Here is a 15,355-nt window from a genome sequence, read left to right as displayed (position 1 = left end):
CCCCGGCGGGGCACAACCAACGTTTTTGTCGTCAAATCTTTGACGAATCGTGTGTTACAGTGATCCCGCATCGAACCTGGTTCGACAGCAGCAATAACGACATCAGGCATTCGTCCTTGGAGAAGGACGGTTTTTCACGCGAGGCCCACGGGGCTATCGCATAGACCGTTTTTTCGAAAGTACCAAGGACATGTTGCAGAAGCCGGGCATTGAGCCCCACCACAATCAGATCTACCGGACCTCGCGGTCGACTCCAGTGCGTAACCACCGTGACGGTGGGCATGCCGCACCCCTGCCCAAGTATTTGAGGCTGGCCCAACTCGTGCCAGACGTTGTCCCTGTGTCACCGGCCACTATTTGGCGCTGGGTCAAAGCGGGCAACTTCCCTGCGCCTATCAAGCTCACGGCTCATGTGACGGCTTGGAAGCTCGAAGAAGTGGTCGCTTGGTTGGAGGCTCGATCTCTCGATCCAGCCTAAGCCCCATTAGTTTTTGCGAGGTGCTGCCCATCCTTCATGTTGAGCAGCCTAACTAGAAGTGCCTACCGCTTAAATTTGCAATCACGGCGGTGTCTTTGAAGGTGCGTTTCGCCCTTTTTCATTATGAGGCTTACCCGAAGTACCGTAGGTGCTTTGCTGCCGCTATGGTCTTTGGGTTTTATGCGGGTCAGGTAAAGAACATTCAAAACAAGATCAACCAATCTCACTGGCCCAGTCGATCTGCCCACCAACTAGTTCACGTCGCAATCCAGCCGACTGAGATTGTTGATCGGACCTCGATAAAGAACTCAGTAGACCTTGATCCAACCTGAATGATTGATCCAGCAAAACCCTTGAGCCAATCAATTCGCTCTTCATCCCTTGAAGAAACTAGCCCAGAGAACCCATCATGAATCTCCATCAAACCCAGCTCGATCGATTTGCAATGAGCCAGTCCACCTTCACCAGGGCCAAAGACAACATCTCTGACCTCAGGCGAGCGTTCATCGAGATGGCCAAGGGGATCAACCCCACCCACTTCCTGACGTTCAACTTCTACAACTACTACTCGATGGAGCAGGCCCAGAAGCGGATGGACGAATGGAACCGTCAGGTGCACCGCCGCCTGTTCAAGACGCATCCGAGCGTCACCCCGGACGAGAAGGCCCTTGTGATGGTCGGCTACCCGGAATACACCAAACGCGACCACCTTCACTATCACTGCGTTGCCAGGGTGAACCCCAGCCGGGAGGACTGGTTCCTCAGGATCGCCCCGGAGCGTTGGAACAAGATCGTCCGTACCGGGGACCTCCACATCGAGCCCATCCGCAACACCGAAGTCGACCTTGAGGCGGCCACGGTCTACATGACCAAGAGCAGCTCCTTCACCGAGTGGTACATCTCCTCGGACTACCGAGGGACTGCCTTTGCAGCGGGCGAGCATGCCGGTAACACGAGGCATTGAACGCAGGGCCACCTTGCTTGTCACGTAGAGGTGCGGAACAGTGCGTATGCCCATCAAGCGTGCACCACGAGACGGCGGCAAGGGGGTAGTGGCCTGTTGGTCCAGGAGCGCTGCGTTTGAGCCCTCAGAACGCGCCCCTGACCCGCTCCGATTGGTGGGCTAACAGTTCAGCGGCGCCTGCGGGAGCTACTCAATCAGGCCCGGATCAATGCTGGGTCGATCCCGTTCCGGCTATAGCTGCATGTGTGGATCGGCCCGTGGCGGACTAGATGAGCGATTGGATCGTTAACGTTGCGCGGGTATGCAGGGCCACGGTTGAGTTGATGAGGAATCTCAGAATGGGCCACAGCGTGCAAACGTATCGTAAGCGGTCCAAGAAGAGTTCTAGGGCTACGCTGAAAAAGGTCCACCGCCATCCCGGCTGATTCGTTGACCAGAGCATGAAGCAACAGACCTTGGCGATGGCCGCAGACAAAGGCTTTGAGCAATTCCGCCGCCCGACGAAGCGGGACGTGTTCCTCAACATGATGGACAAGATCCTGCCCTGGCAGGAGCTTTGCGCGGTGGTGCGGCCGCACTACCCCAAGGGCGAAGGCGGGCGCCCGCCGGTCGGGCTGAAGCGGATGCTGCGCATGTTGTTCGTGCAGCACTGGTTCAACCTCGCCGATGAGGCGTGCGAAGAGGCGCTGTATGACAGCGCCAGCCTGCGCAGTTTCGTGGGCATCGACCTGGGCCGTGAGCGTGTTCCCGATGCAACGACGCTGCTGAGGTTTCGCCGGTTGCTCGAGAAGCACCACCTTGGGCAGGCGCTGTTTGCCAAGGTGGGCGAAGTGTTGCAAGGCCAAGGGCTGAAGGTAGGCACAGGGACGATCGTAGATGCGACGATCATCAGCGCGCCCAGCTCCACGAAGAACGCTGACAAGAAGCGAGATCCAGAGATGCACCAGGTGGCCAAGGGCAAGAACTGGTTCTTCGGCATGAAGCTGCACATTGGCGTAGACAGCCGCACGGGGCTGGCCCACAGCGCAGTGGTCACGGCGGCCAATGTGCACGACAAGCACCCACTGCCCGAACTGCTGCACGGCGAAGAGTTGAAGGTCTACGGAGATTGCGCCTACGCGGGCCAGCAGGAACTGATCGCCAGCAAGGCGCCTGCGGCGCTGGACTGCACCAACGAGCGCGTGCGCAAGGTCGATGGGGTGCCCGACGAGGGCCAGCGGCTGAGCAACCGCAAGAAGTCCAAGGTGCGCGCGCAGGTCGAGCACGTGTTCGGTGTCATCAAGAGGCTATGGGGCTTCAGCAAGGTCCGGTATCGTGGACTTCACAAGAACGCGACGAGGGCATCCACGGCCCTTGCGCTGGCCAACATTTACATGAGCCGAGGGCTGCTGCTGGTGCGCGTGCGCCCGTAAAACGTCCGGGGCCTCGCAACGCGGCCCGCCGATGCGCAACACGGGGAAAAACCCGCCATCCTGAATGACGATCAGCGCAATGCAAAGCCTGCAGCACGCTCAATGCCGAAAAAGGGTGGCTACTTCAGCGTAGCCCTTGACCGCGCCGAGTACAGTTTCAGCCGCATCGCGAAGCAGGCCCTGCTACAGACCCCTCAGTCTCGCCATGATCGCACTGGTATCAAATGGCTGGGGGTGCCAAGAGCATGAATCGCCGCAACCGTTTCCAGGAGTGTGTCAGGGACGTCATGAGCTGCATGGCATTGGTCAACCGCTGGCGATGTAGTCGGTGCTGAGGCAGAGAAGGGGGCTCAGCTCTCAAACACTGGTACGCTCTCCGCGAATTGGGTTGCACCAAAATACTGTATGCATTTACAGTATCCAAATCAACGGCCATGGCCTGGACGAGAGTCCGCGCCATGGCCTTCTATATGAACAGCGTGTGGCACTCCAGCCCACAAGACGAGAGAAACAGAATGGCATACGAGCAACTGACGCGCGGGGACTTGATCCGCCTGCTCGAACAGCACGATGCGGAGCGCGCCGAAGCAGGCAAGGACGGCATCATCATGTCCTATACGGGTCGCACGGCCCCTTGGCAGATCATCCGTCAAGTCAAACCCAAACTGACAAAAATTCACCAGCGGTCATCCGTAGGGGGTGCGGAGGCGCAGGGACGGAACATCATCATGGATGGCGAAAACCTGTCGGCCATGGTGACACTCTATAAATATCGTGGCCAAGTCGATCTGATCCTCACCGACCCGCCCTACAACACAGGCGAGGATTTTCGCTACAACGACAAGTGGGATAAAGACCCCAACGATCCCGATCTGGGTGACTTGGTTCCCAAGGAAGACGGGTCTCGACACTCCAAGTGGCTGCGCTTCATGACGCCGCGGCTATGGATGATGCGCGAAATGCTGAAGCCCGGTGGTGTGATTGCAATTTGCATAGACCACCGAGAGCTATATCGCTTGGGCATGCTGATGGATGAGGTTTTCCGAGAAGAGAATCGCATCGGTATCATCAATTGGCAGAAGAGCTATTCGGCACGAAGCCAAAAGCATATCTCCACGGCCACAGAGTACGTGCTTGTGTATGCAAAGGACGTAGATCGGGCGACCACGCAGCTTCTAGATCGCACCGAAGTGATGAACTCGAGGTACCGAAACTACGACAACGATCCTGATCTCGATTGGAAGTCGGCTGATGCTTCGGCGCCTGAGATCCGTGAAACGGGTACCTACGGAGTTCAGAGTCCCTTCACCGGCCGCATTTTCTATCCCAGAGAGGGACGCGGACACTGGGCTAACGATGCCCCTGTGATGAAACGATGGTTGACTGCATGGGGTTCCGAATATACGAGGAAGGACCTCGGCGACGGTTTCGCCAAAGCCCTGGTATTGAAGGGAGCAAAGTTTCACGAGGGCGAGCCAGTACGTGGCGATCCAGTTGTGATCAAGGCAAGAGATGCCGCATTGAAGATCCTTAAACGAGGCGCTTGGCCGGCGCTTTATTTCGGTGTGGATGGCGAAAACGGTCCCCAGCTCAAAAATTATTTAAAAGACGTGAAGCGGGGCAAGGTTGCGATGACCTATTGGGCCGATGAGGACTACGAATCACCGCTGAATATTGAAAGCCAATCTTGGGATCACACCGAGAGTGGTCATAGTCAGACAGGGGTGACGGAGCTTGATGCTGTGGTTGGAAAAAATCACAATTTCCGCACAGTTAAGCCGCTTCGTCTTTTCAAGAAAATTATTCAAATCTGGTGCAAATCGGATGGCATAGTGCTCGATCCATTCGCGGGCTCAGGAACGACTGCTCATGCCGTTCTTGACCTAAATAAGGAAAGTGCCGCTTCACGGCGCTTCATTCTTGTAGAGCAAGGAAATGATGAAAAAGGCGACCACTATGCTAAGAGCTTGACGGCGGACAGAGTCCGTCGAGTGATTAAAGGCGATTGGAAGTCGGGTAAACGCGAGCCTTTGGAGGGGGGCTTTCAGTTCATTGAATTGCAGCGTCAACAAGTAGATGCGGCTGCTGTCAATGCGCTGCAACGAGAAGAAATGATCGATCTTTTGTTGACCGTTCATTGGGATAAGTCTGATCGTGCAAAAACTTCGCTCACCCGGTTTTCGCCCGAGGCGAGTCGCCGATTTCTATTCGCGACTAATGCGCGTAACGAAGGATTCTTTTTGATTTGGGACGGTGCCTCACATCCTTCTATACTGAATCGTGACACATTTAAAGCTATTGTAGAAGAGGCTAAGGCGTACGGTCTCATGGACCGTTATCACGTGTACGCCTCTCTGGCGCCCTATTCAGGTCGCACGGTAGAGTTTTACAAAATTCCAGATCGTGTTTTGGAACATATTGGCTTCAATACGCGCGCGGACGCCTTCAACAACGAAATCGCGCCAGAGAGCGAAATGGAACAGAGATGAAGGAAATCAAGTTTCAGAACGACGCGGCGCTTCAGATCGCACGCCGATATGCATTTTTCGCGAATCACCGATTTCGCCCGGGGACGCGACATCTCGGCGATCCGTTTTTTCAAGCTCTGTCCGCATTGACGGGTGCTGGTAAAACACCGATCCTCGCGGAGGCTGTAAGCTTGATCCGTAGTGAGCTCCAGCGAGAACCAATTGTTTTGTGGATGTCTAAGGCGCGATCTGTCGTTGCTCAGACATTCAACAATTTCAACGGCGGAAAATATGCGCCGTTAATCGAAGGTTTTCAAGTTTGTGCCATCAGGGACTTAAAGCCACAAATGGTGGAGGATGGTAGCACCCCGCTGCTCGTACTTACAACTACGGGCCTGTTCAACAATAAAGATCAGGCCGAAGGTGATTTAAAGATTTACCGCCCTGCTCAGGACAGTCAAGGCAGCAAATCGATGTGGCAGCGTCTGATAGACCGCAACGAGGGGCAAGGCCGCCGCCCGCTAATCATCGTCTATGACGAAGCACACAACCTATCTGAGCAACAAACCGACATTTTGCACGAACTGGAGCCCGAGGCTTGGCTTTTGGCTAGCGCTACGATCAAGTTGCCCACCAAATTTCACGATTTAGTGATTCAACCTACCAAGTCTTGGGTGGTGCGGTGTTCGGGCGAGGTTGAGAAGTTTCGCGATTTGGGTGCGATTAAGAATGGAGCATCGGATCCAGATGCGTGGATGGCGACACAAGTAGAAAGCCAAAAGGTCGTTGATGCTGAACTGGTGAAGAACGCTATCCACTTCGACGGCACAACGGCACCTATGGAGGCATGCCTCGATAGCCTCATCGAACGCCGATCTATTATCCAAAAGGAGATAGATGACAGAGGCCTGAGTATCAAACCTAAGGCGATATATGTGTGCAAGACGAATATCACAGATGACGGCCAGCCTGATGATCCAGCTAAGCCATTCAATTTGCGACAAGCTCCCCCCATTCGCATTTGGCGATATCTCGTTGAATCTAAGGGCGTCGATCCTGCCACGATCGCGATATACTCCGATTTGAAATTTACCGACGGTACAAAACCGGAAGAGGTGGCGCATTTCTCCAAGGGGGATGATGACTTTGACAAGTTCCGCGAAGGCGACTTCGAGCACATCATCTTCAACCTGTCTCTGCAAGAGGGATGGGACGATCCAGAGTGCTACTTGGCCTACATCGATAAGTCGATGGGTTCTTCGACCCAAGTCCAACAGGTTATCGGTCGCGTGCTGCGCCAGCCCGATGCGACTCACTACAACAGCGAAGTCTTAAACGCGGCGCACTTCTTCTTGCGCGTTGATAAAAAGAGCGTCTTTACGCAAGCGCTTGACTTAGTGAGGGCGAAGTTGGACCAAGAAGGGGCGCCCATCGCGATTTCGTCCTCTTTCTCGGGTAGCAGCAGCCCGGGAGCGGTGGAAGTTCTACCGCGTGACGATGTAGCGGCACCTCTTCACAGCATTTATGTGCTGAAGGAGGAGGCTATGACGGTAGTGGATAGCTTGTTGAATCAATTCCCTACCTTTTCGGAGGGCGGGCCTGATTCAATCGGCACAGCGGAGAGCGCTAAGGCGGTTATCAAGGTGAATGATAAAGACGGCAGCCCCACCGAGCCAGAGTGGACCGAGGGAGGCCATACCAACCCCGTCCGATTGCGATGGCTATTGTCGTTGGCCGTGCGCTCGTGTGCCCCGCAAGCCGGCAAGATCGTGAACACGAATAATTCGAAATTTGACGTGCGAGTGCAAGTGCGGAGCAATGCAGATGTCGCGGTGAGAGGGTTGGCGGAAAAAATCGGGGAGGCATATTTCGAGCACTCCGAATTAGTTTATGAGGAAGACGACCCCTTCACTTTTGGACCGGTTCGGGTAGTGAAGGAGGGGGCCGTTAAATTCACTAATAGCCTCTACCCGCAGTACGGCAAGATGAGCACTGAGGAGGTCGCGTTTGCCAGAGGCTTGGATGCGGCCGGTGTCCCCTGGCATCGAAACCCTGTGTCAGGAGGATATTCGATTCCCTTACTTTCGCCTGGTGACACAGCCAATTTCTTTCCCGACTTTTTAGCCTGGAAAGGAAATAAAGTATTTGCTATCGACACTAAAGGTAGGCACCTGCTAACAGACGCTTTACTGAGGAAGATGTTTGACATCCGAGACGGAGCGAAAACGCGAGTTCATGTGCGTTTTGTGGTCAAAGGCAAACAGGACGGCCTTGGGGCGAAGACAGTGTCGAAGGAAGGATTCACTATCTGGCGTGTGAAGAACAACCAAACTAAGCCTATCTACGTCGACAGCTTGGGGAAGGCCGTAGCGGAATGCCTGAAGTAAGAGTCTGTGCGGATTTTTGTGGACGAAACATAGCCTGCCAACCAGGAGCACCTTAGCCAAGTACGGAGATTTAGCTGCAAACGGGCTCGCGCTTACGTACTCGCCGCTCGGCAGCGGTGGACCAGCTCGAGCCGTTAACTGCGCTGATTTTCCGTCGCTGCGAGAGAGTCAGAGTGCCGGTGGTAATGCGACGCCGCCTCCCTTTCGGAGGTAGTCGAACGCTTTGTCAAGATCCACAAAGGTCGCTGACTTCCGCATCTCCGCGGCCGCATTGCCCCAGAACCAGACTTCGACATCCCAACCCTTTTTCTTGGCCCGTTCGACGATCCCCTTGAAGTCCGCATCTCCCGCAGCGATAACAAGGATTTCTGGCGGCGTCACCTCGAATAGACGCTCGACCACGTCCATTCCCATTTCCATATCGACACCCTTTTCCTTGTCTCGAATGTTTCTGTCGAAGACCCGGACATCAAACCCTTCATCGCGGATCTGCTGCCACACTGTATCGTCTGGCGGTGGGCGGGAGCCGTAAAGGGTCGGCACACGGGAAAGCAGCCGGTCGCCCCGACTTTTGACCAAATAGAGGAACTTCCCCCAGTCGACCTCATAGGAGTCATCCACCTGTGTGCCACGACGCCCGCCCGCATTGCGCTTGGCGTAGGCGAGCCTTCGGCCTTCGATCAGCACGTTTGAGTTGTCCACAAATAGATGAACGCGGCTACCCGGCATATCGCTTCTCCTCGTTTGTTTGGGACGCTCAGAATAGCTCAGCGGCTTCTGATTCTCGATCCCATGAATAGATGATCAGCTCCTCCTGCTCGGCCCGACTGGCATCGGCGCCAACGGCGTAATCGGTCGTCAGGCTTTCCATCCCACCCTCCGAAGCACCGGCGGATGTCCGGGTGGTCGTTGATGTTGGCGATTGCTTGCCCTTGAGCTGCCGCATCTTGCGGGCAATCAGCTCGTATGAGCCTAGGGCTACGGCATTCCGTAGCCCTGGGTCTGCCAGTGAGATGGGCTATGACGAAAAGAGGGTAGAACCCTTCATCGCGGGTCAGGCAAGCGGCCCAGCGTAGCTATTGGACGTAAACATTGGCCGATGTTTTTTGCTCGAACATAGGCTGCGGGGATCAACCCAGATATCGGACCCGGCAATCACTGCGTTGTCTTGGTTCTTTTCTTCTTGGGATAGTCCATTCCTTGAAAGAAGTCGGCAGGCCTCATCCCGAGCGTCTCGATGATTCGCATGATGTTAATCATCGCCAAGTTGCGCTCGCCACGCTCCACCCCACCCATGTAGCTGCGGTCAATCTCGCAAGCATCAGCAAACGCTTCTTGTGAATAGCCAAGAGCCTTGCGCTGTCGGCGCACGGCCTCACCGAACGCGGTAAGTGCCGGGTGCCTTTCTTCGAGCGGGGGAGGGATACGAGCCATTCGGAAATGGTCCTCGTAACAGGTCCAAGAAGCCACGGTCCATAGAGTGACGGTCCAAAACATCGCGGTCTATGAGTATCAAAATTGCGTACACTTGCAGCGAGGTACTAATGCGTGCAGACGACCCGTTCATCGGGACTTGCACCATGCATGTGAACCCACAGAACATCCGTTTCACCGCGAGGAGTACGTCCATGAAGATTTTTCCCCTTCTCCCACTCATGCTGGCGTCGGGCTTGGCATCGGCCCAATCGAACCTGCCGCAGGTCTCGGACCCCGAGCAGACTAGTAAAGCTCGAACGATCGGCAGCATGATTGACGAGGGATTGAACGCCGCCGAAGTCGCCAAGGCGCAGTTGGCATTGAAGTCGGGCGTGCCCGAAGAGGTTGTGCGCTTGAGCTATCCGAATGCCTTCCCCAAGCTTGCTGCCCCGACGGGGCCGACGACCGAAGCATTCAATAACTGCTCCGTACTCGCCAACAACCCGGAGGTGAGGAGGAAGATTGAAGAGAAGCTGAATGACCCCGTGGAGCCGCTCAATGTGGCAAACAGCATGCCGACGAGGTTGAAGCCGAAGGCAGAAAGAGACTTCTACTTTTACCTCCGCCCTATCTACGAGAAGGGCGATATAGCTCGGCAGGTCAACGTGCAGATCCAATGGAGGTTTGCAAAGGCTGAACTTCGAGACTGGCTCCCCAATGGAATCTCATGTGAGATTTCCTATTCGACGACCATGAAGGGCACGATTGCCTTGAACGATGGGGAACGGCCGAACTGGGAGAGAGGCAAGCCGACCTCCATCATCCATCTCGATACCTCACTGATGACTGTGTACGAGGCGAAGGGGATGAAGCAGACCGATGGAAAGGTCGAGGTGAAAGTGAGGGGCCTGGCCCGAGTTTTTTAGGCTAGCAAGCTCCTATTCACCAAATCCGCAAGAAATGCGGCACCCAGATCAACCCGAACATCACTGATTCATATGTCACTTATTTCGTGTCCCGAATGCGCCAAAGAAGTCAGCGACACTGCCTACAAGTGTCAGAACTGCGGCGTTCAGCTGAGGAAGGCCAAGCGGGGCTTCTTTGGCAAGCTCTTCAAGTGGGCGTTCATCGTGTTCAACGTCGTCATGGCTTGGTGGCTGATCGCAGGGATGAGCGCGGCTACCAAAGGGCTTGAAGGGATGAGTTCTGCACACCAGGCAGGAGCAGCAGTCGGGGCAGGAGTTGGTGCAATCCTGATCATTGGCTTGTGGGTGGTGGGGGACATCATCCTCGGCCTCTTTGTGCTCTTCACTAGGCCCAAAGCAGGGTAAGAAGGTTGCCTGTGGATCAGCAGCTGGCCGTAGCCGTCGTTCGCTCGCGACAGCAATCAAAAGGGCTTGCGTACTTTCCGATTCATTCCATGCGTTAAATCTCTCCACGCCATCAATCTATCATTGCCTGCATGGGGCCTATCGGCTAGCCTGAAAACAATATGTACGGAGCGTGCTGGGGGCGGTGCGCTATTCCCCCTGAGGGGGCGTCCAAAAATGTTAGAGGTTGCCGGAGGGGGCATGAAATCGGTTTTTAGACATTTGCATTCTTGCCGCAGGATTCTTCTTGCACTTGTGTTCATATTGGGGGGCTCCTCGCCTGCTATCGCACAGTACGCCTGCACAAGTCCCGACCAGAATCCCTCCTCACCGTTAGCGATCGGATACTGCGCTCCTATACAGATTGCGGAACTGCGCTATCACGTAATGCCAACGTCTAGGGACGATCCACGGGAGTCCTATGACCCCAAGTTCGAGACGCCCCAAGAAGCGATCCTTTACTGGGCTGCACAATGGGGTCATGACGTAATTAGTATGTCCCAGGGATCCGCTGGAGATCCCGTGAGCGCTTGGGGCGTCGAATTAGTACGAAACAACATAGCGTGGAATTTGAAGGTTCGTAACTCTGACGGCAGTGTCAGCGACGCTCTACATTCGATTTCGAGCTTCAAGACGGCAAGCTGCCCCAAGGGTTACGGCTTCCCTACGGAAGCTGGCTGGGTTCCCTCGAAGGGAGCCTTCGGCAATGCCACGCTCGAAAACGCATGCTTCACGCAAACGTTGCCAGCAACCAAAGCATCAAACAAGATGTGCCAAGCAGGGGCCGCCACACCCTTTCCGATCTTGCCTGCCAGCGGGGAAAAGTACCGTTCAGAGAGTGACTTTGTTGATAGCGGGCCCGCACCGCTGAATTTCTCTCGTGTCTATCGAAGCGAATGGGGGATGGATCCTTCGCGCTCCATCGGAGTGCTCGACAAGGCATGGACGCACGGGCACGCCTTGGCATTGATGGCGACCCCGCCAACGAATCCCACCGCTGTTTCCGTCATAGATGCCGAGGGCACTGTGAGGGCGTTTCTCAAAGACCCGGGCACTGCGACATGGAGTGCTCTTGAGAGTGCGGACACCCTCGCACAAAACGGCAATGGTTCGTGGACTTATCGTCGAGCCGATGACGACGCTACCCTGAACTTTGCTTCGAACGGCAAGCTGAGTAGCCTAGTCTCGCGCAATGGCTGGAGCACGACCTACACCTACAACGCAACGGGCCAGTTAAGCACCATTGCGAACGGGTTCGGCCGTTCTCTGAGCTTGGCCTACGGCAGCGGCGGGCAACTGAGTAGCATCACGATGCCCGACCAACGTGTCATCGCATATGCCTACGATGCCGCGGGCCGCCTCTCGGTCGTGACCTATCCCGACGGCAAGACTCGAGGCTTTCTCTACGAGAATGCTGCCTTTCCGCACGCCCTCACTGGACTCCTAGATGAAAGCGGCGCACGCTTCGCGACTTTCACCTATGACAGTCAAGGACGTGCCATCGATTCGGCTCTGGCTGGGGCCGTCGATCGCTATCAGGTTAGTTATCCCTCAAATTACTCGGCCACTGTCACCGATCCCTTGGGCACGGTGCGCACCTACGGTTACGAAACCCGTGGGGGGGAACTGACCGTCGGACAAAGCTCTCTGCCTTCCGAGACCGGAGGAAAGGATGCGGCCAGCCGGCGCTTGGGCACTGCTGGACTGCTCGAATCCGAAACTGACTTCAAGGGCATCAAGACCAGTTTTACGTGGGACACGATCCGACGGCTGCCCCTGAGCGTCGAGCGTGCCTCTGGTAAGCCCGAAGCACTGATCACCACCACTGAGTGGCATTCCACCTTCAGGCTACCGGTGCGGGTTACGGGAGGCGGCCTTAGCACGACCTACGCCTACGACAGCATTGGAAATCTACTAAGTCGCACGGTCACCGATAACTTGGCATCGCGCAACAGCAGTTGGAGTTGGACCTACAACGCCCAGCAGTTGGTCAGTACCGCCACAGAGCCCAACGGTGCAGTCACCCAATTCACCTACGACGCCAGAGGCAATGTCCTCACCTCGACAAATGGTGTGGGACACATCACTAGCTTTACCTATGACACCGCCAACCGTATTGTTAGTCGTACAGAGCCCAATGGCCTTGTTACCACTTATACCTATGACCTTCGCGACCGCCTTCTAACTCAGACAGTTGGAGGCCAAACCACTGCTCTGACCTACAAGCCCTTCGGCTCCGTAGAAACAGTCGCCTTGCCCACAGGACTCGTACTGACCTATACCTATGATGCTGCTCATCGCCTCACGGGCTGGAGCAGTAACCGAGGCGAGTCCGGCACCTACACCCTCGATGGCATGGGAAACCGCACCGCCGAACAGATCAAAGACTCCACGGGCAACGTCGCATGGAGCGTCGCACGCACCATCAACAACATTAATCGCCCCTCGGGAAGAACCGAAGGTCCAAACCAGACCAGTAGCTTTGGCTATGACGCGAACGGTGAATTGACCACCGCGACCGACGGCATGAATCAAAGTACGCGATACACGCTGGATAACCTGCGTCGGCTTCAGAGTGTCACGGACGCCGCGAATGCCTCTGCAACGCTTTGGTACAACAGATTCGGCTTGCTGGCGAACTTGACGGATTTCAACGGCGTGAGCACCACACGCGTGCGCGATGGCCGGGGCAACGTCACAAAGGAAAGCAGTTCGGACATTGGAGAGATCCTCACCGTGTTCGACGACCTCGGCCTGCCCAGCAAGATCACCGATGCCCTGGGCCAAGCGACGACGATCACCCGCGATGCCCTGGGCCGTCCCACCAGCCTGGTCTTCGCCGACGGCAAGACCATCACACTGCGCTACGACCTCTCAGCCAACAGCAAGGGATACCTGTCCGAGATCATCGACCGCAGTGGCACCACCGAGTACACCCGGGATGCCTTCGGGCGAGTGACCCTCAAGAAGCAGACCCTCGCCAACGGAAGCATCCAGCAGGTTAGCTACGCCTACAACCCCAACGGCACCCTCGCGAGCATCGGCTATCCCAACGGCGGCACGCTCAGCCACAGCTACGATGCCACGGGCCGCCTCACGGGCCTGAACTGGAACGGCACCCCGCTGGTCAGCGGCATCGCCTGGAACCCGCTGGGACAGCCCACTGCATGGACCTGGGCCTTTACCACCAGCAGCCCGCAGTTGGCGGCTAGCCGCAGCTACGACACCGCAGGCCGACTGACCACCACCGAATTCAGCAGCTACGCCTATGACGCCGCAGGCCGGATCACCAGCCTCATGCAGAACCTCTGGCAGCCCGGTGACACTGACCCCACCCACAGCACTATCGCCAATGCCAACATCACCTGGAGCGTGGGCTACAACGCCGTAGGCCGCATCACCAGCTTCAACGCCACGGGCAACACCGCAGGCTTCGGCTACGACGCCAACGGCAACCGCTCCAGCAGCACCCGAGGCCTCAACGGCCAGACCACCGACCGCACCTACACGGTCGGCTCTTCCAGCAACCGTCTCAGCGGCTTCACCCAGACCATCAACGGCGCGAGCAACACCAGCGTCACCTACGGCTACAACGCCAATGGCGACCTGCTCACTGACGGTCTGCGCAGCTACACCTACGACGCCGAAGGTCGCCTGGCGGCGGCCACCACCGGGGCCACTGATGTCAGCCCAACCACGCGCTATGCGCACAACGCGCTGGGCCAGCGGGTGTTCAAGACGGAGCCTCTGTACCCGCCGAGCCAGGGCGACGAGGCCGACCCTGGCTTCATGGCCAGCCTCATCGCGTTCTTCACGAAGCTGTGGAGCCCGACAACCGCCACGGCCGAGCAGTTGGGCTATGCCTACATCTACGACGAGCAGGGCACGCTGATCGCGGAGGTGGGCAGCGGGGGAACGAACAGTGCAGGGCAGAGCCAGTACATCTACCTGCCCACGGCCAACGGCCCGATGCCGATCGTGGCCTTCATCGATGGCGCCACCTATGCCGTGCACAGCGATCACCTGAACACCCCGCGCAAGCTCTCCAACGCCGACGGCCAGGCCGTCTGGCAGTGGGGCTACAGCGCCTTCGGGGAGGACAAGCCGACAACAGCCAAGAACAGGTTCGCCAACACGGACACAACCTCCAACCCGGGTACGACCGGCATCGGAGAGGTGAGGTTCAACCTGAGGTATCCGGGGCAATACGCGGATGAGGAGTCTGGGTTGTTCTACAACGGGTTCAGAACGTACTCACCGGCGGGTGGCTTCTATACGCAGAACGACCCGATTGGGCTAGACGGCGGATGGAATCGGCGCATCTATGCCAATGCCAATCCGTTGGGCAATATGGACCCGCTGGGGTTGCAAGTGCCGATGCCCCCTCCGCCCATGCCCATTCCGGGTGTACCAAACCCGGTTCTCGATGGGAACAAGGATCTTGCAGATCGACTGAGCCGAGCATTTGAAGGAAATCAGGAAAAGCGAGAAAAAACATACCAGACGTACACTCGCTACAACCCCCTCACAGGTCAGTGCTACACAGGTCGTACGTCGGGATACGGTACTCCCGAGGAGAACGTCAAGAATCGTGGGTACGGGCAACCTCTTCTCAACGCAGAGGGATTTTTGCCGGGCGTGGTTGATCGGTCTTCGACAAGCTACAACGCCATTCGAGGGCGAGAACAGCAAGTGATGGACTTGAATGGCGGAGCTCAAAGCAGCGGGGGAGATTCGAGGAATAAGATCAATGGCATCTCGCCTGCTAACGTGGCTGGACCACTGCTCTACATACCAAGCGCGAACAGAGAGTTCGGTGCGCCAGTTCCCGCAGGCAAATGCACATGCCAGTAATTAGAC

The 15,355-nt window shown here is 56.6% G+C and carries 11 protein-coding genes; 8 read left to right on the top strand and 3 right to left on the bottom strand.

Annotation, left to right across the window (positions count from 1 at the left end; all coding sequences use genetic code 11):
• Window positions 1–31 precede the first annotated feature (31 nt).
• Window positions 32–283: a hypothetical protein gene (locus EJP67_RS33720; protein ID WP_165909719.1), complete on the bottom strand. Its 252-nt coding sequence runs from the start codon at window positions 281–283 to the stop codon at window positions 32–34.
• Between EJP67_RS33720 and EJP67_RS28460 the strand changes: the two genes are divergently transcribed.
• From EJP67_RS28460 to EJP67_RS28440, 5 genes are all read left to right on the top strand, one after another.
• The gene (locus EJP67_RS28460) at window positions 191–478 is read left to right on the top strand and encodes a helix-turn-helix transcriptional regulator (protein WP_126025092.1); all 288 of its coding nucleotides are present in this window, start codon (window positions 191–193) and stop codon (window positions 476–478) included. The genes EJP67_RS33720 and EJP67_RS28460 overlap by 93 nt on opposite strands.
• A gap of 409 nt (window positions 479–887) precedes the next feature.
• Window positions 888–1,442, top strand: coding sequence for a hypothetical protein (locus EJP67_RS28455; protein WP_126025091.1), 555 nt, complete (start codon window positions 888–890; stop codon window positions 1,440–1,442).
• A 440-nt stretch (window positions 1,443–1,882) separates the two neighbouring features.
• Window positions 1,883–2,854, top strand: a complete 972-nt coding sequence (locus EJP67_RS28450) for an IS5 family transposase (protein ID WP_126025090.1) — start codon at window positions 1,883–1,885, stop codon at window positions 2,852–2,854.
• Window positions 2,855–3,369: 515 nt separating this feature from the next.
• Window positions 3,370–5,343 carry a site-specific DNA-methyltransferase gene (locus EJP67_RS28445; protein ID WP_126025089.1) on the top strand — a complete coding sequence of 658 codons (1,974 nt, stop codon included), beginning with the start codon at window positions 3,370–3,372 and terminating at the stop codon, window positions 5,341–5,343.
• Window positions 5,340–7,709, top strand: coding sequence for a DEAD/DEAH box helicase family protein (locus EJP67_RS28440; protein WP_126025088.1), 2,370 nt, complete (start codon window positions 5,340–5,342; stop codon window positions 7,707–7,709). The genes EJP67_RS28445 and EJP67_RS28440 overlap by 4 nt, the downstream gene beginning before the upstream one ends.
• Window positions 7,710–7,877: 168 nt before the next feature.
• Here EJP67_RS28440 and EJP67_RS28435 read toward each other — a convergent pair whose 3' ends face one another.
• Together EJP67_RS28435 and EJP67_RS28425 are read right to left on the bottom strand one after the other, a co-directional pair.
• Window positions 7,878–8,438, bottom strand: coding sequence for an NYN domain-containing protein (locus EJP67_RS28435; RefSeq protein WP_126025087.1), 561 nt, complete (start codon window positions 8,436–8,438; stop codon window positions 7,878–7,880).
• A 426-nt stretch (window positions 8,439–8,864) separates the two neighbouring features.
• Window positions 8,865–9,143, bottom strand: a complete 279-nt coding sequence (locus EJP67_RS28425) for a helix-turn-helix domain-containing protein (RefSeq protein WP_126025085.1) — start codon at window positions 9,141–9,143, stop codon at window positions 8,865–8,867.
• Window positions 9,144–9,337: 194 nt separating this feature from the next.
• On the opposite strand from EJP67_RS28425, the gene EJP67_RS28420 reads away from it, so the two are divergent.
• The 3 genes from EJP67_RS28420 to EJP67_RS28410 all read left to right on the top strand — a co-directional run bounded on the left by EJP67_RS28420 (window position 9,338) and on the right by EJP67_RS28410 (window position 15,349).
• The gene (locus EJP67_RS28420) at window positions 9,338–10,051 is read left to right on the top strand and encodes a hypothetical protein (protein WP_126025084.1); all 714 of its coding nucleotides are present in this window, start codon (window positions 9,338–9,340) and stop codon (window positions 10,049–10,051) included.
• Window positions 10,052–10,123: 72 nt separating this feature from the next.
• Complete coding sequence (locus EJP67_RS28415; protein WP_126025083.1) at window positions 10,124–10,456, top strand: zinc ribbon domain-containing protein; 333 nt, start codon at window positions 10,124–10,126, stop codon at window positions 10,454–10,456.
• A gap of 561 nt (window positions 10,457–11,017) precedes the next feature.
• Complete coding sequence (locus EJP67_RS28410) at window positions 11,018–15,349, top strand: RHS repeat-associated core domain-containing protein (RefSeq protein ID WP_165909723.1); 4,332 nt, start codon at window positions 11,018–11,020, stop codon at window positions 15,347–15,349.
• Window positions 15,350–15,355 lie beyond the last annotated feature (6 nt).

This window comes from Variovorax guangxiensis (assembly GCF_003952165.1).
GTDB lineage: Bacteria > Pseudomonadota > Gammaproteobacteria > Burkholderiales > Burkholderiaceae_C > Variovorax > Variovorax guangxiensis.
Note: the sequence above shows the minus strand (reverse complement) of the source record. Positions and strands in the feature narration are given on the sequence as shown.

Excerpts from the sequence above, each read along its gene's own strand:
- EJP67_RS28415 (WP_126025083.1), top strand. The coding sequence starts at position 10,124 with ATGTCACTTATTTCGTGTCCCGAATGCGCCAAAGAAGTCAGCGACACT.
- EJP67_RS28435 (WP_126025087.1), bottom strand. The coding sequence starts at position 8,438 with ATGCCGGGTAGCCGCGTTCATCTATTTGTGGACAACTCAAACGTGCTG.
- EJP67_RS28455 (WP_126025091.1), top strand. The coding sequence starts at position 888 with ATGAATCTCCATCAAACCCAGCTCGATCGATTTGCAATGAGCCAGTCC.
- EJP67_RS28420 (WP_126025084.1), top strand. The coding sequence starts at position 9,338 with ATGAAGATTTTTCCCCTTCTCCCACTCATGCTGGCGTCGGGCTTGGCA.
- EJP67_RS33720 (WP_165909719.1), bottom strand. The coding sequence starts at position 283 with ATGCCCACCGTCACGGTGGTTACGCACTGGAGTCGACCGCGAGGTCCG.
- EJP67_RS28445 (WP_126025089.1), top strand. The coding sequence starts at position 3,370 with ATGGCATACGAGCAACTGACGCGCGGGGACTTGATCCGCCTGCTCGAA.
- EJP67_RS28450 (WP_126025090.1), top strand. The coding sequence starts at position 1,883 with ATGAAGCAACAGACCTTGGCGATGGCCGCAGACAAAGGCTTTGAGCAA.
- EJP67_RS28440 (WP_126025088.1), top strand. The coding sequence starts at position 5,340 with ATGAAGGAAATCAAGTTTCAGAACGACGCGGCGCTTCAGATCGCACGC.
- EJP67_RS28425 (WP_126025085.1), bottom strand. The coding sequence starts at position 9,143 with ATGGCTCGTATCCCTCCCCCGCTCGAAGAAAGGCACCCGGCACTTACC.
- EJP67_RS28460 (WP_126025092.1), top strand. The coding sequence starts at position 191 with ATGTTGCAGAAGCCGGGCATTGAGCCCCACCACAATCAGATCTACCGG.